The sequence below is a fragment of the Nostoc sp. genome, from assembly GCF_036917975.1.
Taxonomy (GTDB): Bacteria; Cyanobacteriota; Cyanobacteriia; order Cyanobacteriales; family Nostocaceae; genus Nostoc.
Genome location: NZ_JBALEJ010000050.1, coordinates 99,823 through 124,821, shown reverse-complemented (window position 1 = coordinate 124,821; position 24,999 = coordinate 99,823). Strand labels below are relative to the sequence as shown.

Genomic DNA, 24,999 nt, shown 5'->3' with positions numbered 1-24,999 from the left:
ATTTGGAATTTCGTCAGACCAGATGCAGTAGCCACATAAATATAGCCTCATCTTATGTCTGTGAAAATACTTGACAGTCATAAACGAAGATATCAAAAAAATATAAACCTCACTAAAGACCACTTGACAGGGAAGCAGCTATGTCTCGAAAACGTCAGCTATTAAAGGTAATTCAAAAAACCTTCAAACAAATTAGCAAGCAGTTTTTATCTGCAATTAACAAGCAAGTTATTTGGCTCCTGCGGACTATTTTTGGTACTCGAAGAAAACACGGCTCAGAGAATGCTGGGTTTTTGTTGCCGACAGTGGCAATGGTTTTGATAGTAGTCGTCTTGTTGACCACTGTTATTTTATTTCGGTCTTTTGAACGCTCCAAAAATGCTAGTAATGTCCGAGTTAATCAAGCTGTACTTAACGCCGCAGCACCAGCACTTGACAGAGCTAGAGCAAAATTAAACAAGCTATTTACTGATAGCCAACTACCACGATCTGTACCTTCAGATTCAGTTTTAGAGAGTACCTTAAGTAGTAGTGTTAATTTGCCTCAATATACTTTTGGAGACGAAACTCCACTAAAACTGCATTATGCTTATACAACTGCACCAACAGGAGAAAGTCAGCCATCAGATTTAGCAACTGCATGGATGTACCCCATTGATACAAATAACAATGGGAAATTTGACAGCTATACTCTTTATGGAATTTACTTCCGAACTCCGCCTATAACTAATAGCACATACAGCCGCCCTAGAAATCCTCTAGAGGCAAGAACTCCGCCCATGACTTCTGGTACTGTAAGCAACAGTTGTCAAAATAGTGTAGGAACAAGCGCTACTTTGGTAGGGAGTACGGGCTGGGTTAGTATTGCTGGTCAGCTCCAAAAAAGCTTTTTTGTCTACACTGCTAATGTTCCTATCACTAACGCTAACCTACCAACAGGTAGTGATGCAGGTAACTACGAAGCTTTTAATGGGAATAAAGGTTTTTCAAGTTTAGAGTATCAACAAGACCGTGTACAGCTACCGCTAGTTAACAATGCGGTGGTTTATAACGATGATATAGAACTTACCCCTGGTACTAAATTTAACCTAAATGGACGGATCTTGACTAATAGTAATTTCCTAACTGGTAGCGGCTCTAATACTATCACGCTTTATCAGGTTAGTAGTCAAAATTCCTGTTTCTACAGTGAGGATAATGCCAAAATTGTTGTTGGTGGCAATTTAGGAGCAGGTGGTTTCACTAGTACTGGTGATTTAAGCAACAGTACTGGAGTGCATTTATTCCAAGGCCAAGCCGTTAGTCCAAATCAAAGTCTTAGTGTTCAACCTAATAAATCAGTCACTGAACAACCTAATAATATTGCCTACAATAGCCTAGCTTATACACAGCGCATCAATCTCTTGGTGCAAGCACAGATGGCTAACGCTACATCTACTGACCCACAGGAAGTCCAAGATGCCATTACACAGCAACTACAACTATTAAATCTAACCACATCAACTGCCAGTGCAGCGCAACTAACTAGTGTACGTAATAACCAGTTACAACTTTACTTTCAAGAACGTACCCGCCGTGTACCCTATGCTGAAGTTGCTTTTGGTGCAGATGCAATCACAAATCCTGTAACTAGTACAGATTATACCACTAGTACAGTTTTACAAGGAAGTGGTCAGTCACTGCGTCCACCAGACACTTGGGTTTATCCCTTTAAACCTAGTGATGGTCAAACTAAAACTAATTATTCCAATTTAACACTTAACATTAGTAGTTCTAAACTTCTACCTAGTGCTACACAACCAACTACAGAACAACAACTAGGTAAAGAACAATACGTTGGCGATCGCATTTTACTTGGCAATAACTTACCTGCATTGTGGTGGAACGGAACAGCATTTGTTGGTTCGGATGCTACCACAGATACCCAAAATATTGCAAATATTAACTGGGATAACGGAAGTGGAACTCGCACTCGCAGTAGTCGTGTACAGCAACTAGCTGATTTAGGAACTGTTGTTCGAGATGGAGATTGGGAAACAGCAGCTGCTACAGTACCAACTACTGCCGGCGCTCCTGTGGGTGGCTTGCGGGTAGTCACTGGTGCAGGAATTTATTTGCCTCCAACTTTTACTGTTAGTAGCACCCAAGCTGCTTTGAATGCGGCAGCGGCGGTTACAAATAGAATTTGGTCAGATATGATGCCCGTGCCTAATACTATTGCTGGTGGCATTAATCCAGATACTTACAAAACTAATGTAGTATTACCAGATACTACTAACACACCGTATTTACGGATGAGGGCTACAGCAGTTTATCACTACCAAGCGAGTGGCTACAGTGCAACAAGCCCTAAACCAATTGCTTGTATCAGTAGCTTCTACGATCCTACAAATATTAATACAGCTAAGAACCTTGCAGCCCTTCCATATAACGGCAATGCCAGTGGTAACTCCCATAATGGTATTGTCTACGCAGCTCCAACAAAGGGTGTTTCTGACTATTTAGCTTTACTAAAATACCAAGCTAATTTAATGTATCCTAATGGGCGGTTGGTAAATCCAACACTGAACACCGCTATGGGGCTAGTCGCTACCTCTGGGACACTCACAATATCAGAGCAGTCTGCTATTGATGCTTCTGTTTGTGCCATCCAAATATTAGATGGTAGTATCGGCTCTCCAACTACTAGCGTCATCCCTCACGGCGCAATTTACGAAAATGCTTTTTTAGATGCGAGACAGATTAAGGCAATTCATAAAGATGACCCAACAGCACCTGGTGTAAATACTTTCACCAACGCTGATGGTGTAAATGGAAATGGAACTGGGACATCAACGCTTTGTTACTTTCAATATCCCTGTACTATTAATGCAGCTGGGACAGTAGCAAACGTACCAAATCCATCTACTAGTTCGTCGGCTCCAGACTATGAACTCGCCAAAGAAACCCGCCAACCTCTGGAAATTCGCGCCACTGTATTAGACATTAATAAGTTGCGGACAACAACTTATGGTACAGCAACACCACAAGAATACTTAATTCCCAATAGCGGTATTATTTACGCTACTCGTGATGATGCACTGCCGGATTTGAGTTATGGTGCTGGAATTACAGCAACAGACACAGCGACACAAATACAAACAAAACAAGCTACTCAACAATCACAAAGCCCTGTAGATTATAAACTTGATCCAACTCGCCGTCCCAACGCAATCATGTTGATCAATGGCAACCCACTCTGGCGTGTTCAGGCTTACAGAGATGCAGAAAAAGGCTTGGTTCTAGCTTCTAACTTGCCTGTATATATTCAAGGCGACTTTAATAAACATACACAGCAAGAGTTTAATACAGCTCTTGCTAGTGATTGGAGCAATTTTTACTCTCGCGTTGCATCAGACCTGAATCCAAACTTTGCTTGTCGTACTGGTGATCCTAGACTACCAAATTGTACTACTGGGGACGCATGGCGACCTGCCAGCGTATTATCCGATGCGATCACACTTCTTTCTAATAGTTATGTGACGGGCTACCGCAGTGATGGAGACTATGACCTGAATAATAACTTGGGGGATAACACTTCTATTACCGCATTTCAGAACAATGGGTTTGCTTTTGTCAATAGTAGTAATGCTGTAGTTCCTACCAACAACAGTAATGTCGTCAATGCTCTCTGGTATGACTCCGCTAATAGTGACTTGCCCCTTGCCACTGCAAACAGTTCTTACCTCAATAACTTTGTGACACCCATCCAGCGAAGGAAATCTGCTCCAGAGTATTTAATGGAAGTCTGTCCGAAACTACCTGTTTCCGCTTGTCTTCCAGGTGATTGGACAGTAGACGGTAGTGTAAAAGCCTCATCTGTTATTGGACAGAATTTTTCTCTGAATACCCATTTAGCAGGTACAACAGCACAATCACAATCACCGACTGGTTCTAATTCTAAATATCTAGGCTATCCTCGCCGTGTTGCCTTTCTGCGTGATACTACATCTGGACAACTCACGCCTGATGCTAATAATCAACCAATCATTATAGGTATCAAAGGCGGGACAATAACTCAATTCCCACTGAGTACTTTTAGTTCTAGCAATAGACCAGATTCCGCAGCGAATGCTCTCTGGTTTCTAACAACACAACAAAACAATGATAATTATCCCCCAATAGTTTTACCATTGACTACTGGTACAACAAATCAACCAGCTTTATCGCCAATGTTACAAATTCAAGTAGCTTTCGGCACTGATCAAACTGCATCACCAACATCAAGTAACAGAATAGGTCCTGGCAACATACAGGATTCTTATTGGCTGCAAAAAGCAACACCTACCACCTTCAACTTAGTCGCAGCAGGGGGAGACACCCCAGCTCGTCCTACAGAAGATAATGGTGGTTTACACAACTTTGTCCGCTTTCTGGAAAATTGGAACCCAACTGGTGACATAAGTGCAGCTATTGCAGCTACAATTAACGGCTCTTTTATCCAAAGAACTCGTAGTGCCTATGCTACTGCACCATTTACGGCATTCTTGACTAATTCGGCCAGTATTAGCAGCAATACTGTATATCCGATCGCTAATAGTAGTGGTCAAGTACCTTTCTACCTGGCTCCCAATCGGCAGTGGGGTTATGATGTCGCCTTGCTATCGCAATCACCAGACGCATTTTCACAAAAATTAGCGATAACGCCAAATAACAAACCCAATGAGTATTTCCGGGAAGTTGGTCGAGATGATACATGGGTGCAAACTTTGTTATGTGCCAAAAAAGCCTCAGACAGTAGTTATGCCATCGATGCCACTCAACGTCCTACCTCTGGCTGTAGTTAATCTTTAATTCCTAGAAACTGGTGAGTAACTATGATTAAGCCCAAACCACAGCAAATAAGTCAACCATCTGGTGAGTCTGGTTTTACGATTATCGAGTCACTGGTAGCAATAATCATAGTTGCTATTTTACTGGCAGCGATCGCGCCTACCATCGTGATTGCAACAGCAACCCGCGTTCAATCAAAACGCGTAGAACTAGCCACACAAGCTGTCAGAACTTTCATTGACGGTTTAAAAATTGGAGCAGTGACAGCCCCTACTACCACTATTACACCCGATGGAACATTAGCTGGCAATTTACTTACCACAAGCACCACAAGTATGCCAGTTCCTACAGCAACAACATCCTTATATTGCGTGACAAAAGACGCAAACAACAACCTAACTATTAGTGCCCCAAACTGTACAAGCAACCTATTTTACATTCAGGCTGTAAAAGTTATAGTAACAGGAAGTACCCCAATCAATACCACAACAGGTCAACCAATCGATGGTTACGGTTTGGGAATTAGAGTTTATCGGTCAGATATTGACTTTACTAAAACTGTCAACGCTAGCACCAGTAGTAACAATAATAGACAAAACACTTTCACTGGGAGTTTGGGCAGTACCCAATCCCCACTAGTGGAAATGACGACTGTAATTGCTTCTAAAAACACTACCTTCAATGCTCTATGTCAGCGTCTTGCTGTTACTAGCAGAACTAGTGATACTAACACCACTTGTAATTAGTGACTTCCAAATAAAAAATACTCAATTACTTATTGTGGGGTGGGCATCTTGCCATTGGTATCAACTTAACGTGAAACCGCTTGTCCGCCGGGAATTGAAATTCCCGTCTCATAGCTAAAGTCATCTGAAGATGACTAAATATCGCCAAAAATCTCTAGTCTACTTCAGTAGACTTTAGCCCATTAGCCCGGAAATTTATTTCCGGGCGGGCATGGAGGCCAACAGTTAAGCTATTTCCAGCTTAAGTTGACACCAATGGCATCTTGCCCGCCTTTGGCTATGAGCAGGCAAGATACTCACGCTACAACATTGGATATTTACACCATCATTCAATATATGTATTTCTATCACTAAGGGGCATACCGCAGTTATGAAGAATGGACTCAAATTTCTTCTCAGCATTCAGCTGAAACACTCTAAGTTTGTTCAACAAGTTAATGGTTTTACCCTGATAGAACTGTTGGTAGCCTTATTGCTGGCATTCCTGGTGCTTACACCACTGCTAGGATTCATGGTTAATATTCTCACTACAGATCAGAAAGAGCAAGCAAAGGCAAATTCTGAACAAGAAATCCAGACAGCAATTGATTACATTGCCAATGATTTACAACAAGCTGTCTACATATATGATCAAACTGCACTAACTACCAATTCAAATACTGTTCCAGCAAGCTCAGGAATTAAAGACCAAATACCCCCTGTTAAAGCAGCTGGTGTTTGTAGTTCTACTACTACTTGTCAACCAATTTTGGTGTTTTGGAAACGCAAGTTTGTCTCAGGTGCAATTACACTTTCTAGCAGCACTACATCAAACACAAAAGATGATACTTTTGTTTACTCACTAATTGCCTACTATTTAATCAAAGATAGTAGCACCACTTGGTCAAATGCGGCTCGTATTGCCAGATTTGAAATTAGCGATGGAGTTCTGGCTGCTAGTGGTACTACTACTGGTACTGCTGGGAATTGTACTGGTTATTCCAATGATACATATATTGACACTAGCCACTGCCCCGATGCAGGTTTTCAGCGTTTTAACCTGAATCTCGCAGGTGCCGTAGGTATAACTCAGCAAATGAATTCATGGCAAACAGCCTCGGCAGCATACACTCAACAACCTTTAGTACTAATTGATTATATCGATCAAACCTCTATTGCTTCAACCCCTACTTGCTCTACTGGAACACCTAGCTACGGTAGTTTTATGGGCTTTTATACTTGCGTTGATGTTGCCAACACAACAGCACAGGTGTTTTTACGAGGCAATGCACTAGCTAGGTTGCAAAATAGCAATTTTGATTACTCTTCAACTAACCAAACTTACTTTCCGACGGCAAGTGTCCGCGTGCAAGGACGTGGATATTTATATACTAAATAAACTTCACAATAAACAGCACAACTAATAGTGGGGCATTATGGGCAACCTAACTTTAAAGTTATTCCACACTAGGATGTGTAATAAAGACACCGAGAAGCGATTTAATCCTGAACACAATGCTGGCTTTACTTTAATAGAAATGCTTGTTGTGGTGCTAATGATCGGAATTTTATCAGCGATCGCAGCTCCTAGTTGGCTTGCCTTTGCAAATCGACAGCAGCTAAATAAGGCTAACGACGCAGTTTTAGCCGCACTGCAAGAAGCACAGAGCCAAGCTAAGAAAACTAAACTTAGCTACAGTGTCAGTTTTCAGAAAAATAGCGCAAATCAAGATATAGTGGTTGCTATTTATAGTCCTAATGCTTATCCTACTAGTGCTGTACCCCCTATAGCCCTCCCGTGGAAATCTTTAGGGGGAGATGTAGGAGCCAATTCTAATCAATTACTGCTGGGGGTAAATCTCAGTAGTGCAAACATTGTCAATAGTACTTCTACTGTATCCTACCCTGCTTCAAGTACGTTAGCAACTTCAGCATCTCCACCTCCATCAACGATTACCTTTGATTCTACGGGAGCTTTAGCAACTTCAACATCTCCATCAGCTCCAAGCTTTGGAACACCTACAGCGCCTTCGACAGAGCCACCTGGGTTAAAAATAGTGGTAGCAGTACCAAGCTCTGCAAATTCTACATTGGCTAGTAGCGTAAAGCGATGCGTCATTGTGAAAACTCTCTTAGGCTCAATGCTCACAGCAAAAGACGCTCAATGCAATTAAGTAGTTGAAGTAGCAATTTTTAGTTTAAAAATACGTAATATAACTGTATATAAAATTGCACATTGATAGCAAAATTGAAACATCATGTGCAATTTTAATGTTTGCTAAATTAGCCATTCGATGAACATATAAAAACTCTCTTAATCAACGTATCAAAATGTAACTTTTGTTAAATGACTGAGAATCTTGACTTTACTGTAGCTATCCCAACTTATAACGGTGAAAGTCGTTTACCTGAACTACTAGAGCGACTACAAAATCAACTTCACACCGAAAATTTATCTTGGGAAATTATAGTTGTAGACAATAACAGCACTGATAACACAGCTAAAGTTGTTCAAGCCTATCAACAAAATTGGCAGCGTCCTTACCCTTTAAAGTATTGCTTTGAAGCGCAACAGGGAGCAGCTTATGCACGAAAAAGAGCAGTAGCAGAAGCTAAAGGTAGACTTATCGGTTTTCTAGATGATGACAACTATCCAGTATCAAATTGGGTATCCGCAGCTTATGCCTTTGGTGAAAAACATCCTAAAGCCGGAGCTTATGGCAGCCAAATTCACCCTGACTGGGAAGTAGAACCACCAGAAAACTTTCAGCGAATTGCTCCATTTTTGGCAATTACAGAGCGAGGTGATTTACCGCTATTATATAAACCAGCCAAAAAACTACTACCTCCCTCTGCTGGACTTGTTGTCCGTAAACAAGCGTGGTTAGAAAGTGTACCAGATAAGCCTATTTTAACTGGGAGAGTTAAAGGCAATATGCTCACCAGTGAAGATTTAGAAATGTTGTCTTACATCCAAAAATCAGGGTGGGAAATTTGGTATAACCCCGAAATGGAGATTTCTCACAAAATCCCCAAATCTCGGTTACAAAAGGATTATTTAATTCCGTTCTTTCGAGGTATTGGACTTAGCCGCCATGTAACTAGAATGGTAAATACAAAAAATGTGTATAGACCAGTTACTCTTTTATCTTACATGGTAAATGACCTGCGAAAAATCGCTTTACATTTAGTAAAACATAGGACTAAACTCAAAAAAGATTTGGTACTTGCTTGCGAAATGGAGCTTTTTGTAAGTAGTTTCATTAGCCCTTTTTATCTGTGGAAAAATGGATATTTCAAAAAATAAACCATCAAAGTATTAGATATTATGACTGAATTAGCAGTTGAAAAGTTAGATATTAGTGTAGCCATCCCTGCGTATAATGGAGCAACCCGGTTGCCGAAAATTTTGGATAAAATCTTAACCCAAACAGGAGTAGAAAAACTTAACTGGGAAATTATTATTGTGGATAATAATAGTTCTGACAACACATTTGAAGTAATTCAGAATTACCAAAAAATATATGATGGAAGATTTCATATAAGATATTTTTTAGAACCCGAACAGGGAGCCGCTTTTGCCAGACTGCGGGCAGTGCGTGAAGCCAGAGGGCAGCTAATCGCATTTTTAGATGATGATAACTTACCTGCTCCTAATTGGTTATCAGAAGCGTATACCTTTGGATTAGAGCATCCTCAAGCAGGTGCTTGGAGTGGACAAATTCATGGTGATTTTGAAGTAAATCCGCCAGAAAATTTTGAAAGAATTCAAGCTTTTTTAGCTATCAGAGAACATGGTTCAGAACCACATTTATTTGATGCGGATAATTTAAGACTTCCTCCTGGTGCGGCGCTTGTTGTTCGGAAAGAAGTATGGTGTGAAAATGTACCACAACGACCTAATTTAAGCGGTAAGTTACCTGGTATTTTGGTGCAGGGTGATGACTATGAACCATTGCTTTACATACATTATGCAGGCTGGCAAATTTGGTATAACCCCACTATGCATACTTATCATCAAATACCACATTGGCGATTTGAGAAAGATTACCTTCTAACTTTGTCACGCGGCTGTGGCTTGTGTATTTTCCAGTTACGCTTGATAAATACTAAAAATTGGCAAAAACCAATAGTGTTTGTGAAAACTATTTTAGGTAATTTACGCCGAGTATTACAGCATCTAATTCAGTATAGATGGCAATTGAAAAGTAATCTTATTGCACTTTTTGAGATGGAGTTTTACTTGGCTAGTATGATGAGTCCCTTCTACTACTTAAAATGTCATTTAGGCAGAGTATTAAACAATAAAGTATCTTTATTACTTAGTATGCTAAATCCGCCTACTAAAAAGCTTGAAATCTTTGCTAGACAATAGCGCTCGTTATTACTAGCATTTTATGTTCATACGCGAAAATTAGGCTTATAACCCGGATTTTAAAGCCTAGTTCTGATGTTTATAAAGGTTACGCATAACAGGTACGGAAGAGCCAAAATAAATTAGCCCTATAAAATAATGAAAGCCAGGAAAAAATTACCAAAAATATCTGTAATAATTCCTGCCTATAATAGTGAAAATACTATTAGGCAGACAATTCAATCTGTTTTAAATCAAACTTTTACTAACCTAGAATTAATTGTAATTAATGATGGCTCACAAGACTCAACTTTAGAGGTTGTTAGACAATTTCAAGATTCTCGAATAAAAGTATTTTCCTATGCCAACGCTGGGGGAAATGTCAGCCGTAACCGAGGGCTAAAACATGCAGTTGGAGAATTTGTTAGTTTCTTAGATGCAGACGATCTTTGGACACCTGATAAACTTCGATCTCAGTTAAAAGCTTTGCAAGGAAACGTGACTGCAAAAGTTGCTTACGGTTGGACTGATTACATTGATACTGATGGTAAATTTCTTCTTTCAGGTAAGCGCATTAATTTAAATGGAAATGTTTATGAAGAACTATTACTAAATAACTTTTTAGAGAATGGTTCCAATCCCTTAATTTGTAAAAAAGCTTTAATTACATTAGGTGGCTTTGACGAATCTCTAAAGGCGGCTCAGGATTGGGATATGTGGCTGCGATTAGCCTCTAAGTTTGATTTTATATGTGTACCATCTGTACAAATTTTATATCGCATAAGTGCTAATTCAGTTTCTTCCAATCTTGCCAGGCAGGAAAAATCCTGCTTACAAGTGCTTGCGAGAGCATATAAAGAAAGACCTTCTCTACGAGATGCTACGCGAACAACTCTTAGAAATAGTTGGGATATAAGCCTAGCAAATTTATACAAATATCTGGTTTGTAAAGCCCTACAAAAGCCGTTTAATCGTCAAAAATCTCTATCATCTGTTAGATTTCTGTGGAAGTATTTTCTTAACGATCCTTCAAGACTTGAGAATTTAAATTTCACCTTAAAATTATTCTTGAAAATTGTCATAATTTTTATCTCGCCGACCTTGTTCTACAGTATTCTTAATCGGCGCGATGCAAGAAACCAAGAACCTGAAAGATTGCTCAACATTTGGGTAGTTGAAAATCGTCCAGAAAGAAAAAATGGATATCCAGGTGCAGTTACGATTTCTAGCTAATGCAAAAAATCTCTGGAATAAGCACTCTAACAGTGGTTTTACCTTATTAGAGATGTTAGTAGTCATTGTATTAATTAGCATATTAGCCACATTGGGAATATCCAACTGGCTAGCTTTTGTGGAAACTCGCCGTCTCAACACTGCCCAAAACCAGATTCATTATGCTATGCGCCAAGCCCAAAGGCAAGCTACCAAGGAGAAATTGACTTGGCAAGCCAGCTTTCGTGAACAAAACAGCATAGTTCAATGGGCGGTTCATCCTGCGACAGTAAACCCATCTAACGCTAACTGGAATAATTTAGATTCCAATGTGCGCTTGGATGAGGAAACAACTTTATTAGAGTCAAATGGCATCAAGCAAATCCAATTTGATTACAAGGGTAGTGTCACTAAACCACCATTGGGACGGATCACTCTATCTAGCAAGTCTGGTGGTAAAGTTAAACGTTGTGTCATAGTTTCTACAATTTTAGGGGCAATGCGAACGGCAAAGGAGCATAATAAAACCAATAATAATAAGTATTGTTATTAAAATATTCTTAGTTTTTTCAAAAAACAAGCTATTTTGTGCTGAACTTACCAGGAAACCCAAAACGACACCTGATTATTTTTACTCGCTATCCAGAACCAGGTAAGACAAAAACTAGATTGATACCTGTTTTGGGAACTGTTGGTGCTGCTAATCTTCAACGCCAAATGAGTGAATATACAATATTTCAGGTTCAAGAATTGCAAAAGGCTATTGACATATCTGTAGAAGTGCGGTTTACAGGTGGCGATTTGCAACTCATGGCAGACTGGCTGGGGTTGGATTTGGTTTATCAGTTTCAAGGTGAAGGGGATCTAGGTTCGCGGATGGCGCGATCGCTTTTTGAGGCTTTTCAATCTGGTATGGAACAAGTAATTATCATCGGTACAGATTGTCCTGGAGTGAATGCCCAGATTCTCGCAACAGCTTTTGAGAAGCTACACGCCTTTGACTTAGTACTTGGCCCTGCGATCGATGGTGGATATTACTTAATTGGTTTGCGTCAACCTATCTCGGAGTTATTCGTTAACATCGACTGGGGAACCGATCGAGTATTCCAGAAAACCGTGGACATTGCCCAGAAACTTCATTTATCATACGTGAGCTTGTCGCCTTTAGCTGATGTTGACCGACCAGAGGATCTACCGATTTGGGAACAAGCCTTTGCAAGTCAGATGGAAAAATGAAGGAGATGAGTAGAGATATAGCAATTTTTGTATGGATGCAAGATATATGAAATCCCCGAATTAGTTTCGTATCTTAAAACACCAGGGATTTCCTGAAGACACTATACATAACAAATGTTACTGTGGTCTAGTTGAAAACCAAGAGGCAGATAGCCTTTACCACGATTGAATCTGCTTTGTGTTTTTACACAATAGTCACGGTCATGGGCACAATATTCAAGTAGCTTGAAATATGAAAATCACTCGTATTCACCGCCAGTTTGAAAAACTATGGTTAACCGTTTTGCTTCCGTAAGTCCTGCCCTCACACTTAAGGTAGTTGGCATAATCTGCATTTTGTCTTTTTTCGTTGACTTTTTGATTCTATTGTTACCCTTTCAACCAACTGATCGGGTATGGCAAATCAACTTGGCCACAGCACTCGTCGATCGGGGAATTGTTCCTTTAGTAGGTTTAGGGCTTCTGTTTGCTGCCTATTGGGTTGATAATGCTGATGCCGGAAGCGATCGCCCCCAAGGTATCGATTTAAGATTTCCCGCCCTGATCCTCTCAAGTATTTTAGGGTTGATGTTCTTGCTGATTTTTCCCCTGCACCTGAATAATGTCAATCAAGCTAAGGCTCAAACACTTAACCGCATCACTCAAGAAGCAGATCAAGCAGAAAATCAACTGAACAGCCGATTATCGCAATTGCAAGCACAACTGAATACTGAGCAAGGAAAAGCCCAACTAGAACAGCTGCGAAACCAAACCAAAGCTCAGTTTAGTGAAATCCTCAAAGATGACCAAAAATATAAGCAAGCACTTGAAAGCCCTCAAATTCCTGCAAATATTAAAGAGTTACTGAAGAAGGCTAAAACAAATCCCCAAGCACTTGACAAAGCTATCGAACAACAAACAGATATTCAAGCGCTGCAAACTCAACAACTGAGCCAAGTTCGTCAGCGCAGAGACGAAGCGCTGCAACAAGCTAAAGATACTGCTTGGAAATCTGGACTGCGGATTGGGATTAGCAGTTTGCTGTTGGCTATTGGTTACATTATTATCGGCTGGACAGGGTTAAGAGGTAGGGGTACTGTACAAGGTGGTAAACCTAGAGTTGCCGCACGCTAATCCACTATTGGCATGGCAGTAATAACGTATGTAAGAGGTTGTTTGAAAAGTCTAAATTAATACTAGCCCTGGCGATTAGAAATCGCGGCTATACAGACAAAACCCACCTCCGTGGGTTTGAAAGACCTAGTTTTTGGTTAGTCCGTGCAGGCGGACAATGCCAGTGTAGTAGCGAATTATATTCGCCCAAAACTTTTCAAACATCCTCTAAAGATTATTGACGGCTGATACTGCCATGCAGCTAATAGCTCATTAACAATAAAAAAGTAATTATCACTGAGTAAAATCACTATAAAACTTGGGTAATGTTCTCAATTTACATACTGACATATAACGAAGAAATAGATATTGCCGGTTGTATCGAATCGGCGATGCTATCGGATGACATCATTGTTGTGGATTCATGCAGTAGCGATCGCACTGTGGAAATTGCCGATCGCTATCCCATCCGCGTTGTCCAACACGCTTTTGAAAGCCACGGACGCCAACGCACCTGGATGTTAGAGTCTATCACCCCGAAGCATGAATGGGTTTACATTCTCGAAGCTGATGAGCGTATGACACCAGAACTGTTCGCAGAATGTGAAAGTGCAAGTCAGAATCCAGACTACATCGGTTACTACGTGGCTGAACGTGTCATGTTTATGAATCGTTGGATTCGCTATAGCACACAATATCCCCGTTACCAAATGCGACTCTTCCGCCACGGTAGAGTGTGGTTTACAGACTATGGTCATACTGAGCGAGAAGTTTGTGAGGGTGAAACTAGCTTTTTAAAAGAAACATACCCACATTACACTTGTAGCAAAGGCTTGAGCCGATGGATTGACAAGCATAACCGTTATTCTACAGATGAAGCTCAAGAAACACTTTATCAACTAGAACAGGGAACAGTTAACTGGCGAGATTTATTCTTTGGTAAATCGGAAATTGAAAAACGTCGCGCTTTGAAAGATTTGTCTTTGCGTTTGCCCGCCAGACCCTTGCTACGGTTTATATATATGTATTTTATCTTAGGCGGATGTTTAGATGGACGCGCTGGAATCGCTTGGTGTACATTGCAGGCATTCTATGAATACCTGATTTTGCTCAAAGTCTGGGAAATGAAGTATCTACCAAAACCTAATTTAGACGCAACAGCAATTCTGGCACAAGAGAACACACAACAGTTACAGTGCAGGGATTCTGAAAGTACTCATGTTGATCTGGTGTAAAGGGAACTGGAGATTAGAAGGATTCCTAGTAAGATCAACAAGCCGCGAGAGGGTGCGCGATCGCAAAATCAGAATGTTTAGAAGTAGGGTAGCACAGCTAGCTGTGCTACCCTACTTGCGTGTCAAGGCTAAAATGTTGCCAAAAAATTGTAGGTTGGGTGGAGGCTTTGCGTAACCCAACATCCTGATATCCTGATATATAGGAATCCGATTTGATTACTGAACTTACTTGTATAGGGAGGGAACGGGGAACAGGGAAGAAGGGAATAGACGTGTACTGAGTTTTTTCACGCAATCAAATACGAATCCTATCTGTTGGGTTGCGCTCCGCTCCACCCAACCTACGTCTAATCGACTATTTTAAGCTTGCAACGCCACTACTGAGTGTTACATCTAAACAAAACCACCATCATAAATTAATATTTTTAACAGAACATTTTCATAAAAGCCGCTCCTGCTTAAATGTGACTGGCCAGATAAAATAATTCCTTAGTTTACCTGGTGAGACTTTCACAATCATCAGCAGCTTTTGATTAAGCGCGGTAGATTAGTAATAACCAAGGACTTGCAACAATCATTTACAAGTCTGACAAAGAAAAGTAACATCCTTTGAGAATAACCAGTCGCTATCGGATTGGTTAACGTCTATGTGTGTGCTTATAGGAAAATAGCTGATTTTCAGCAATCCCTACGTATTTTTGCGGCAGCATCCAAGTTGCTAGCGTTTTGGAAGTTACTTGCGGCATAAACTGCCTAAAGTTAAAGTCTTCGGAATTTGACGAATCTGCTGGTATGGATACCGATAACAAAAGTTCCTCTAGCTTAAAACAGGAGAATCGGGGCTTGGTAATCGATCGCCTAAAACAGGATTTAAAAAACGACCTGATTGCTGGTTTATTGGTAATAATTCCCCTAGCAACCACTATCTGGCTGACAATTACCATTGCTAATTGGGTAATCAACTTCCTCACCCAAATTCCCAAACAACTGAATCCCTTTGATGGCTTAAACCCAGTTCTAGTAAATCTACTGAATTTACTAGTAGGGTTGGCTGTACCTTTACTAAGTATATTATTAATGGGCTTAATGGCTCGTAATATAGCTGGGCGATGGTTGTTAGATTTTGGTGAGCGATTATTACAGGCAATTCCTTTAGCAGGACAGGTATATAAAACTCTCAAACAGATTTTAGAAACAATCCTAAAGGATTCTAATGGCAAGTTTCGCCGCGTAATTTTAGTAGAATATCCCCGCCGAGGAATTTGGGCGATCGCTTTTGTTACTGGTGCAATCAGCAGTGATATCCAAGCCCAGATGCCTCGCCCCGTGCTAAGTGTTTTTATCCCCACCACCCCGAATCCAACTACTGGATGGTACGCAGTCGTTCCTGAAGACGAAGTGGTGAACCTCTCCATGTCTATTGAAGACGCCTTTAAAATAGTTGTATCAGGTGGCATCGTTGCTCCAAATACACCCTTGATTTTCCCCAAAGAATCCACACTAAAAGTCACGCACGAAGAAACCAAGCAGCAGGTTATTACTGAATTTGGGACTGGGGACTAGGGACTGGGTACTGGGGATTGGGGATTGGGGACTGGGGAAGATGAGTATGTGGATTCATGCACTAAGCAAATCTTAGAAGAATTTCTTCTTTAGTAGGACTTACGCAATAACTCTCTGAAACGAATGGCACTAAGAAAAGCTATAAGCTTTGTCCTAACTGGTTCCCAGCCTGGAGGCTGGGAACCAACTCTGAGAGGCTCCGCCTCCTCTTTCTTGATGAGAGGCAGAGCCTCTCAGAATACATTCCCAGCCTGGAGGCTGGGAACGAGGCTACATAAGTCTTTGGGCTTTTCTTAGTGCCATTACTCTCTGAAACTCTTATTCCTTTGTGGCTTTTGCGTCCTACCCTGCGGGAAGACCCTCCGCGTCTATACAGTTCGTTTTTTATTTTGCGTAAGTTCTAGTACCCATTATCCAATCCCCAATCCCCAGTACCTTCTTATTAGCTGTTTAGGTAGCATCTCGTAGAAAAGTTGGAGAATCCTGGGCGCGACCCGTTAAAATCTATCTGGCAAAGTCACAAGTAAATCCATAATTTTATTGTTTGGCTGTGCCAAAATTGGTATAATTATAAGTTTGTCCAATCTAATTAATCTGTTCTCGCAAAATCACCCCTCATTTTTATGCAACCCCGTAAACCCCAGCAAATTGCTCGTGAATTGGCGCTTTTAAGCCTTAGTCAATTGCCAGTCAACCCCAAAAAATTAGATAAATTGGAAGACGATCAACTAGTATCCAAGTTGGTACTAGGAGCAGTACGGACTCTGACCTCAGAAGTACAAGATACTCTTGATAATGCCGCAGGTGAACTGCAACGCAGTAACGATCGCCTCTTAAGCAGTCAAACTCGCGCTTCTGACCTCAATACTGCCAGAACAATGCTTCAAGAAGCGATCGCCTGTACCCAGACAGCAATCAATCAGTTGGGTACAGCAATTGAGTTCCCAGTATTAATTCAGTTAGCTAATCAGGATAAGGGAGTTCGGAATTACGCTAAAGAGCTTGTGATTACCGTCAACGAAAATCGACACATTATAGATGAACTTATTTCTAATGCCTTAGTAGATTGGCAAGTAACTCGCCTCGCCCAAATTGACCGCGATATCTTGCAAATCGCTGTGGCAGAAATGAAGTTCTTAGGAGTTCCAGATAGTATCGCCATCAATGAAGCTGTGGAATTAGCCAAACGCTACAGTGGCGATGATGGTCATCGGTTTATTAACGGTGTTTTGCGCCGAGTCACTGAGCAGAAAAAAACAGCATAGCCTTTTATACTTACTTCCAAAAGTCAGAAACCCCATACTGAAAGCAGGGGCTTCCTCGGCGCGAGGTATTTGGTGAGCAAAATGAGGGGATAAGGGAGAAATAAGCAATGCCCCATGCCCCAAGTTAAATTAAACTCATAACTTATAACTTATAACTCATATAACCAATACTGCTGCAATGGTTTTTAATTGGTTCCGTCGTCAACATAATGATTCCTCTGATACTCCCTCGGATCAGAAGCAGGAAGAAACTCCTCCTGTACAAGAACCCCAAACAGAGCCAGTTGAAACTCCACCAGACACAACGGCAGATTTGTTGGCATTTGCTAAAGCTGCCTACAAAAATATTCAGCAAAAACAACAAGCCGAGGTAGTAGAAACCCCAGCACCATCAGCACAACCTGAAACCGCAGAAACGCCAATTGCAGAAGTTACTGAACCAGAAGTAACTGAGGAACCTGCTAGTACAACCTTAGAAGCTGCACAGTCAGAAGTAATCCAAGCTGCTACTGAGGAAAATACAGAAGATTCATCAGTGGCAGCAATTACCGAAGAGGCAAATGTCTCCAGCCCAGAACTCACAGCCAGGGAAGTTGAACCAATACCCACCGAACCAGAGGCAGCACCAGCCGCCTTATCCTTCTTAGAACGGGCGGCGGCAGAACGGCAAGCCAAGCTGGAACAACTAATAGCCACCGCTATTGAAGTCCCAGAACCGGAGGTAACACAGCCAATAGCTGCAACCTCAGAGGTGGGAGAGGAAATTCTCGGACTGGAATTTGATGATGGGTTTGTCTGGTCAGCGAAAGTCCTGGCAGCTCAAGGTAGAAGTGCAGAAGACGTTTCTCTTGAAGAAATCACCTGGCTGAAAAAGCTCCGGCAAGGGTTAGACAAAACTCGCCGTAGTATTCTCAACCAACTAAAGGCGATCGTCGGTCAAGGGCCGCTTAATCAAGCTGCTGTGACGGAAATTGAGGCATTGCTCCTGCAAGCTGATGTGGGTGTAGAGGCAACAGACTTTATTATTGATGCTCTACAGAAAAAACTTCGAGAAGAAGTTACTGCACCGGAAGAAGCGATCGCTTATCTGAAAAAAATCCTCCGAGATATGCTGGATGCGCCAAGCAAAACATCCCACAAAACTAGCTTTACCCCAGAAAAAGAAACCTTAAATATTTGGTTAATCACTGGGGTAAATGGTGCCGGTAAAACTACCACCATCGGCAAAATTGCCCACCTCGGACAAAAATCTGGTTATAAATGTTTGATTGGGGCAGCAGATACCTTCCGCGCCGCAGCTGTGGAACAGGTGAAGGTTTGGGGTAGTAGGAGTGGCGTAGAAGTAATTTCCAATCCGGGAAAGAATACAGATCCGGCAGCAGTTGTATTTGATGCGATCGCAGCCGCTCAAGCGCGTCAAACTGAATTACTTCTGGTAGATACAGCTGGGCGACTGCAAAACAAGAAAAATTTAATGGACGAACTTGGTAAAATTCGGCGAATTATCGACAAAAAAGCCCCAAATGCCAAAGTAGAATCTCTTTTGGTTCTAGATGCCACTTTAGGGCAAAATGGACTACGGCAAGCTGAAGTTTTCTCTCAAGCTGCCCAACTAAGTGGTGTTGTCTTAACTAAGCTCGATGGTACTGCCAAAGGCGGCGTTGCCCTGGCCGTTGTACAACAGCTAGGTTTACCCATTCGCTTTATTGGTGCTGGCGAAGGAATTGAAGACCTGCGACCCTTTTCGAGCTATGAGTTTGTCGAAGCTCTCTTGAGTGGCTAATTGAAAAATTTGGGGTCAAAAATTTTTCTTGACAAACTGATAAATTTAGGGATAACTGATCTGGTATTATCACTTGAACTAACTAGAAATAAAATGCTGGAAACGGCTCAAGTACTAAAACCATAAGTTTGTAACATTCAAGAGAGACTTTCCTCCCATTGGTGTCAACTTAAGCTGGAAATAGCTTATCTGTTGGCTTCCATGCCCGCCAGGGAATAAATTCACGGGCTTTTAGCTTAAGTCTACTTCAGTAGACTGGGGATTTTTGGCGATATTTAGTCATCTTCAGATGACTTTCGCTATGAGACGGGAATTTCAATTCCCGGCGGACAAGCGGTTTCGCGTTAAGTTGACACGTATGCTTTCCTCCTGCCTCCTACCTTCTCTCAGTAAATGGGTGATTTTTGCTAGCATTTCAACGGGTCGCGCCAGGATTCCCCGACTTCGGCGCAGCAAGTCTCTTAGGAATGCCCCTCCAGGACTGGGGACTGGAGACTGGGAACTGGGAAGAGTTTTCTTCTCGTGCGAACGCTGCGCGAACAAAACTTGGTTGGGGTCTGAATCCCCGAACAATTTTCCCAGTCCCCAGTCCCTAATCCCCAGTCCCCAGTCCCTTTTTCCAGCTAATGCCCTTTTTGACACCCAAAATGGGCTTTTTCAATGTAGCAATACGGCTATTTTGTGACACACAAAAGCCTGTAAACTTGCACCTTACAGCAATTTGACGGGCAAGCAAAGTGTCAGCTATTTGCCCAGCACCTATCTCAACAAAAGTACGGCTTCCGACTATCAAAACTTCGGAGAATTATCTATTGTGAACTCAAAAGCTCAATCTTGGCAATTATCCCGGCAATTATGGTATACAAATTAAGTATTTGAAGACTTATTTACATATTTTCAGGTTTGGAAATTAATGTAAGTCGGTTTTTACCAAACCAGGTTTGATTTGAGCGCTTCTAGAGCTTTTCGCTCAAAAGACTTCTAGTCTCCTAGTTGCTTCTGCTTAACCAGTCACTCTGAAAGCGTTATAAATTATTCTTTGAATAAAGTATTTTTCTAACTTTAGAGATATGCTTTGGGAATTAAGTTATGAAAAGCTTTATGAACGATCACTGAAACTAGTAATTTTTACGGTTTGGGTTTGGACTACAAATATATGATTTGAAATGACTAAATATTCCATCAAAAATAGAATAAGCAAATAGAATACTGATGAAATTTGCCTATTACGTCTTTATACTCTTGCTAAAATGACAAGTCTTGTCTAAATATGGTTTAGCAATGGCAAAGCCAAAAGATTTATAAGTAATCTAAAATCCGCCAATATTAAAGTGCAATAATACCCGTACCTGTGTCTCAACTTCCCTCTCAACCCACTGATAACAATAGTAGTGCTGCAACTGATGTCACCCCAGTCGTGGCGCTTAAAGAACTCGTGGCAAGGTTGCACCGGGAACAGAACAAAATTCAAGATTTGCTAAGTTCTTTAGGATTTGCCCTGAGAAGTTTCAATAATTTAAATCAGTTTTTGGAACTAATACCGCTGATGGCAACAAGGGTGACAGATGCAGACGGTAGTGCCCTGTTTCTCTATAAACCTAATGGTCAAGTTAGGTTAGAGCAGTTACATTGGCAAGATAGTCGCCAGCGAAAGAATATCCGCAAGGCGCTAGAAATAGCTAGCAGTCAAATCACACTTGTACCCAATGCTGCCCCTTTAGCGAATGCTACGGGAATTTTGGATGACCAAATGCATCGCTATTTGGGGCCAGATGTACAAATCTTTGGTACGGCAATTCTGGTGAAGCATACAGAACGGGGATGGCTCTACGTCTTGAGTCGCGATCCAGAATATAGTTGGACAGAAACTAGGCAAAAGTTAGTTAGGTTAGTGGCAGACCAAACAGCAGTAGCGATCGAAAATGATGAACTAGCTGTAGAACTGAGAAAAAAAGAACGCCTAGACCAAGAACTAGAAATTGGCGCAGAAATTCAACGGCGACTTTTGCCACGTCAATGTCCTACAATCCCTGGTGCGGTTCTGGCGGCACGTTGTAAACCTGCCAATCGGGTTGGTGGAGACTATTACGATTTTATTGCTACCAGTAACAATAAGATTCAGCCCAAGATCAAAGGCGGTACGGAAAATAGTCGCTGGGGTTTGGTGATTGGAGATGTCATGGGCAAAGGTGTCCCTGCGGGGCTGATTATGACGATGATGCGGGGAATGTTAAGGGGAGAAGTGCTACATGGTAATTCCCCTGCCGGAATTCTGCAAAACTTAAATAGAGTTATGTATGCGGATTTGGAAAATTCCCACCGCTTTGTAACGCTATTTTATTCAGAATATAATCCCCATAGCCGAATTTTGTCTTATAGCAATGCGGCACACAATCCTCCTTTGTGGTGGCATGCAGCGACAAAAACTGTCAGCCGTTTAGATACTTTGGGAATGCTAATCGGTTTGGATGCTAATAGCCAATATGAAGATGGCCAGGTACAGTTAGAGCCTGGGGATACAATTATTTACTATACAGATGGTTTGACCGATGCTGCTGCTGCTGGTGGCGATCGCTTCGATGAAGATAATTTTGTCTCTAGCTTCAATACGGCTTGCAAGTACTGCAATGGCCCACAGGAGATTGTAGATTACCTATTTGACCAAGTTCAGCAATTCATTGGTGATGACAGGCAAAACACTGATGATATGACATTAGTTGTTCTGCAAATTTTATAGGAGGAGGAGGCAGGGGAAAAATTATGAATGAAAACTTTCTTTCTCTATGAGAGACTGCGCCTTAGTTATGGTGACAGGGAATTCACTACAGTGATCCTACTAAATTTAATTTTTTATTTATTTTTTATTTATTTTTCCATAGCGATCGCCTAAATCGTCGCACATCAACCTTTTTTGGTGACTTGTTTGTATTTAGCCTTGAAGATTATACATAAAAAATGATCCTTAGAATACTTTTCTGTTCAAGTAAAAACTATATATTTTGCACATCTAGCACAGTAGGAAACGTCAAGGGGGAGAGCAGGTAAAAGGTAAAAGGTACAAGGTAAAAAATAAAAGGTAAATTTACTTCTTCATTTTTGCTTTCTTTCTATCCTTGCGACACAAGCATTTAACCTGCTCCCTCTTGGCGTTTTAATTTTTCTTTTCTCCGCCGTAGCCAGTTCACAACAGTTACGACGGAGTTTTGCTTTTGTTTGTTTCTTCGGTCTAAACTCAATACGCTTGGGTTAAGGATAATCGTAGGTTGGGTGGAACGAAGTGAAACCCAACAAACCCGCGAAAATGTTGGGTTTCGTTCCTCCACCCAACCTACGCATCTGAGGGGTTTTTGGCGCTAACTGAACCGTATTGGGTCTAAACTTGGTTTTTTTAAACTTTCTTGATATTAAAATTGTTTAACCTTCATTTAATGATTTGTCAAGATTTTTCTGAAAATATTTTAGATGAAAAATTCCGATCGTTATTCTTGCGCTCCAGCTTTTTGCAGACTCCGCACCACATTCTTATAACCATTAAATTCTGCAATCATCAAAGCCGTATAACCGCCCCGGTTTTTCAAATTTACATCAGCCCCGGCTTGCAGTAATAACTGCACAATTTCGTTATAACCTGCTGAGGCAGCCCACATTAATGATGTTGCCCTTGCTGAGTCTTGAAAATTCACATCTGCCCCCTTTGCTAGCAACAAACCTATAATCTCTGTGTGCTTGCGTTCGGTTGCCTTGATCAAAGCAGTTTTGCTATCATCCCCCGGAATGTTGGCATCAGCACCATAGTCTAGCAACACTTTCACTGTTTGGGTATGTCCTTGTGATGCTGCCAACGTTAAAGGTACTTCACCAAGATTTTTCCCATTAATATCTCCCCCAGAATGCAGCAATGCCTCGACAATTTGGCTATGTCCCTGCAATGCTGCTACAAGCAGGGGTGTATCACCCAGGTGGTTCCTAATTTGGACATCTGCACCCCTGTTAAGTAAAACTTTTACGACATCAATGTAGCCTTCCACAACGGCAAGATGTAGGGCAGTTTCACCATCTTGGTCTTGGAGATTAATCTGGGCATCTCGATCTAGTAAAGCTGCTGCGATCGCACTGTGTCCAGCGGCGGCGGCGGCTGATAGGGCAGTTCCACCATCACGGTTGTTCACATTCACGTCAGCCCCTGCTGCTAACAATGCTTCCACAATCTTCAGATGTCCCAAGTCTGCCGCTAGCATTAAGAGTGTCTCACCTTCCTCATCTGGGATATTGACATTGACACCAGTTTGGAGAATTGCTTCTAGAACTTCTATTTTTCCCTGCTTAACAGCGAGTTTCAATGCCGTATCATCATCTTTATCGGCGATATTAACTTGGGCACCAGCAGCTAATAAAACTCGCACTACATCGATATGACCTTTGAGGACTGCTGCCATTAAAGCTGTGCTGCCATCTTCATTCGTGGCATTGACATCAGCACCTCTGGATAGTAAAAGCTGCACAATGTCAAGTTGTTTTGCACTAGCCGCCAACATCAAAGCCGTCAAACCATAGAGTTTTCTGGGCAAGTTGATATCTGCCCCAGCATCCAGAAGCGATCGCACAATTTCGGTATAACCTAAATTAGCAGCAAACATTAACGCTGTGGTGCCTTGGCGATCGCACGCGTCCACCGCCGCACCCGCAGCCAGTAACGCACACAGCCCCTTGATATCACCACTTTTAGCAGCTTTTAGCAGCAAAGTATCGTTGTTTTCAGTCATGAATGAGATCCCACGCTGGGGGTTTTGTTGTATCCCCTCAAAATTTAGTCTGAGATTGTTTATCCACTTTGGCAAGAGGGTTATGCAATTCAAAATTCAAAATTGCAGTCTTGGCAAGCATTTTATCTCTTTACTGGATGCAAATTAAAGTAAGTGAGGCTTTACTCTTGTGTTCTGTCCTGATTCCTCAGCCTCTTTTAATTTGAGCAACATTAAGCACACAAAATAGAGTTATGCTAATTTTTATGAAGATTTAAGAATTAGGCGAGAACACAATGAGTCTGGAACTTTCTGCGTCGGTGAAATATTGGTTGAACTTCTTCCATCCAGTGCTGATGTGGGCGCTATTAGCATTCTCAATTTATGCTGCCTACTTGGGGCTGCAAGTACAGCGTACCAGAAATGCTCAGGGAGAAGAAAAGAAAGAACTGATAAAAGGTAGATATAACGTCAGACACTACCAAATCGGGTCTATACTCCTAGCTTTAATGGTCACAGGTGCGATCGGTGGGATGGCTGTCACTTACATCAATAATGGTAAATTGTTTGTCCAGCCTCACCTGTTAGCAGGACTGGGCATGACAAGTCTAATAGCATTTTCTGCTGCTTTGTCCCCCTATATGCAGAAAGGGGCAAATTGGGCGCGTGCAACTCACATTTTGATAAATTTCACCCTTTTGGGGCTTTTTGCTTGGCAGGCTGTTACTGGTGTGCAAATTGTCCAAAGAATTCTTACTAAAGCATAGTTAAGTAGTTAGCAATCATATCAAGCCTAGTAGGTAATGTGGTAATGAAAAACTCCATCCCTTTGTGATGGAGTTTTTGGTTATGGGAAATGGGGAAGAATTAAAACAATTCGCAATTCGCAATTCGCAATTACGTTTTGCGACGGGGATTTAGACCCCGACCCAAAACGGGCTGCCTGTATTGCTGGGGACTTAAACCCCCAAAGTTCGTTA

Annotated in this window: 17 protein-coding genes; 16 read left to right on the top strand and 1 reads right to left on the bottom strand. The window is 41.5% G+C overall.

Translation table 11 applies throughout. The features are described from left to right. Positions 1–140 precede the first annotated feature (140 nt). The 15 genes from hpsA to V7K76_RS22860 all read left to right on the top strand — a co-directional run bounded on the left by hpsA (position 141) and on the right by V7K76_RS22860 (position 22,014). Positions 141–4,826 (top strand): hormogonium polysaccharide biosynthesis protein HpsA, encoded by a 4,686-nt coding sequence (gene hpsA / locus V7K76_RS22930; RefSeq protein WP_334952659.1) that lies wholly within the window; start codon positions 141–143, stop codon positions 4,824–4,826. A 30-nt stretch (positions 4,827–4,856) separates the two neighbouring features. After that, positions 4,857–5,558 carry a hormogonium polysaccharide secretion pseudopilin HpsB gene (gene hpsB, locus V7K76_RS22925; protein WP_334952657.1) on the top strand — a complete coding sequence of 234 codons (702 nt, stop codon included), beginning with the start codon at positions 4,857–4,859 and terminating at the stop codon, positions 5,556–5,558. A gap of 370 nt (positions 5,559–5,928) precedes the next feature. Beyond that, positions 5,929–6,936: a hormogonium polysaccharide secretion pseudopilin HpsC gene (hpsC, locus tag V7K76_RS22920; protein ID WP_334952655.1), complete on the top strand. Its 1,008-nt coding sequence runs from the start codon at positions 5,929–5,931 to the stop codon at positions 6,934–6,936. A gap of 37 nt (positions 6,937–6,973) precedes the next feature. Beyond that, positions 6,974–7,711, top strand: coding sequence for a prepilin-type N-terminal cleavage/methylation domain-containing protein (locus V7K76_RS22915; RefSeq protein WP_335030021.1), 738 nt, complete (start codon positions 6,974–6,976; stop codon positions 7,709–7,711). Positions 7,712–7,884: 173 nt separating this feature from the next. Continuing rightward, a complete protein-coding gene (hpsE, locus tag V7K76_RS22910; RefSeq protein WP_334775653.1) occupies positions 7,885–8,844 on the top strand; it encodes a hormogonium polysaccharide biosynthesis glycosyltransferase HpsE in 960 nt (319 codons plus the stop codon). Positions 8,845–8,865: 21 nt separating this feature from the next. After that, positions 8,866–9,912 carry a hormogonium polysaccharide biosynthesis glycosyltransferase HpsE gene (hpsE, locus tag V7K76_RS22905; RefSeq protein WP_334775654.1) on the top strand — a complete coding sequence of 349 codons (1,047 nt, stop codon included), beginning with the start codon at positions 8,866–8,868 and terminating at the stop codon, positions 9,910–9,912. A 138-nt stretch (positions 9,913–10,050) separates the two neighbouring features. After that, positions 10,051–11,124, top strand: coding sequence for a glycosyltransferase (locus V7K76_RS22900; protein ID WP_334775655.1), 1,074 nt, complete (start codon positions 10,051–10,053; stop codon positions 11,122–11,124). Then, a complete protein-coding gene (locus V7K76_RS22895; RefSeq protein WP_334775656.1) occupies positions 11,090–11,656 on the top strand; it encodes a pilus assembly FimT family protein in 567 nt (188 codons plus the stop codon). The genes V7K76_RS22900 and V7K76_RS22895 overlap by 35 nt, the downstream gene beginning before the upstream one ends. 35 nt (positions 11,657–11,691) lie before the next feature. Then, positions 11,692–12,339: a TIGR04282 family arsenosugar biosynthesis glycosyltransferase gene (locus V7K76_RS22890; RefSeq protein ID WP_334775657.1), complete on the top strand. Its 648-nt coding sequence runs from the start codon at positions 11,692–11,694 to the stop codon at positions 12,337–12,339. A gap of 270 nt (positions 12,340–12,609) precedes the next feature. Then, on the top strand, positions 12,610–13,452 hold the full coding sequence (hpsJ-B, locus tag V7K76_RS22885; RefSeq protein ID WP_334775658.1) for a hormogonium polysaccharide biosynthesis protein HpsJ: 843 nt from the start codon (positions 12,610–12,612) through the stop codon (positions 13,450–13,452). A gap of 305 nt (positions 13,453–13,757) precedes the next feature. Then, a complete protein-coding gene (locus V7K76_RS22880) occupies positions 13,758–14,666 on the top strand; it encodes a glycosyltransferase family 2 protein (protein WP_334775659.1) in 909 nt (302 codons plus the stop codon). 792 nt (positions 14,667–15,458) lie between these two features. Further along, a complete protein-coding gene (locus tag V7K76_RS22875; RefSeq protein WP_335030020.1) occupies positions 15,459–16,229 on the top strand; it encodes a DUF502 domain-containing protein in 771 nt (256 codons plus the stop codon). Positions 16,230–16,852: 623 nt separating this feature from the next. Then, positions 16,853–17,494, top strand: a complete 642-nt coding sequence (gene nusB, locus V7K76_RS22870; RefSeq protein ID WP_334775662.1) for a transcription antitermination factor NusB — start codon at positions 16,853–16,855, stop codon at positions 17,492–17,494. Between the two features lie 178 nt (positions 17,495–17,672). Next, positions 17,673–19,277 (top strand): signal recognition particle-docking protein FtsY, encoded by a 1,605-nt coding sequence (gene ftsY, locus V7K76_RS22865; RefSeq protein WP_335030019.1) that lies wholly within the window; start codon positions 17,673–17,675, stop codon positions 19,275–19,277. Positions 19,278–20,628: 1,351 nt separating this feature from the next. After that, positions 20,629–22,014 (top strand): PP2C family protein-serine/threonine phosphatase, encoded by a 1,386-nt coding sequence (locus V7K76_RS22860; protein WP_334775664.1) that lies wholly within the window; start codon positions 20,629–20,631, stop codon positions 22,012–22,014. A gap of 742 nt (positions 22,015–22,756) precedes the next feature. On the opposite strand, the gene V7K76_RS22855 is transcribed toward V7K76_RS22860, so the two are convergent. Then, positions 22,757–24,040 (bottom strand): ankyrin repeat domain-containing protein, encoded by a 1,284-nt coding sequence (locus V7K76_RS22855; RefSeq protein ID WP_334775665.1) that lies wholly within the window; start codon positions 24,038–24,040, stop codon positions 22,757–22,759. Positions 24,041–24,315: 275 nt separating this feature from the next. On the opposite strand from V7K76_RS22855, the gene V7K76_RS22850 reads away from it, so the two are divergent. After that, the gene (locus tag V7K76_RS22850; RefSeq protein WP_334699787.1) at positions 24,316–24,786 is read left to right on the top strand and encodes a DUF4079 domain-containing protein; all 471 of its coding nucleotides are present in this window, start codon (positions 24,316–24,318) and stop codon (positions 24,784–24,786) included. Positions 24,787–24,999: the final 213 nt, after the last annotated feature.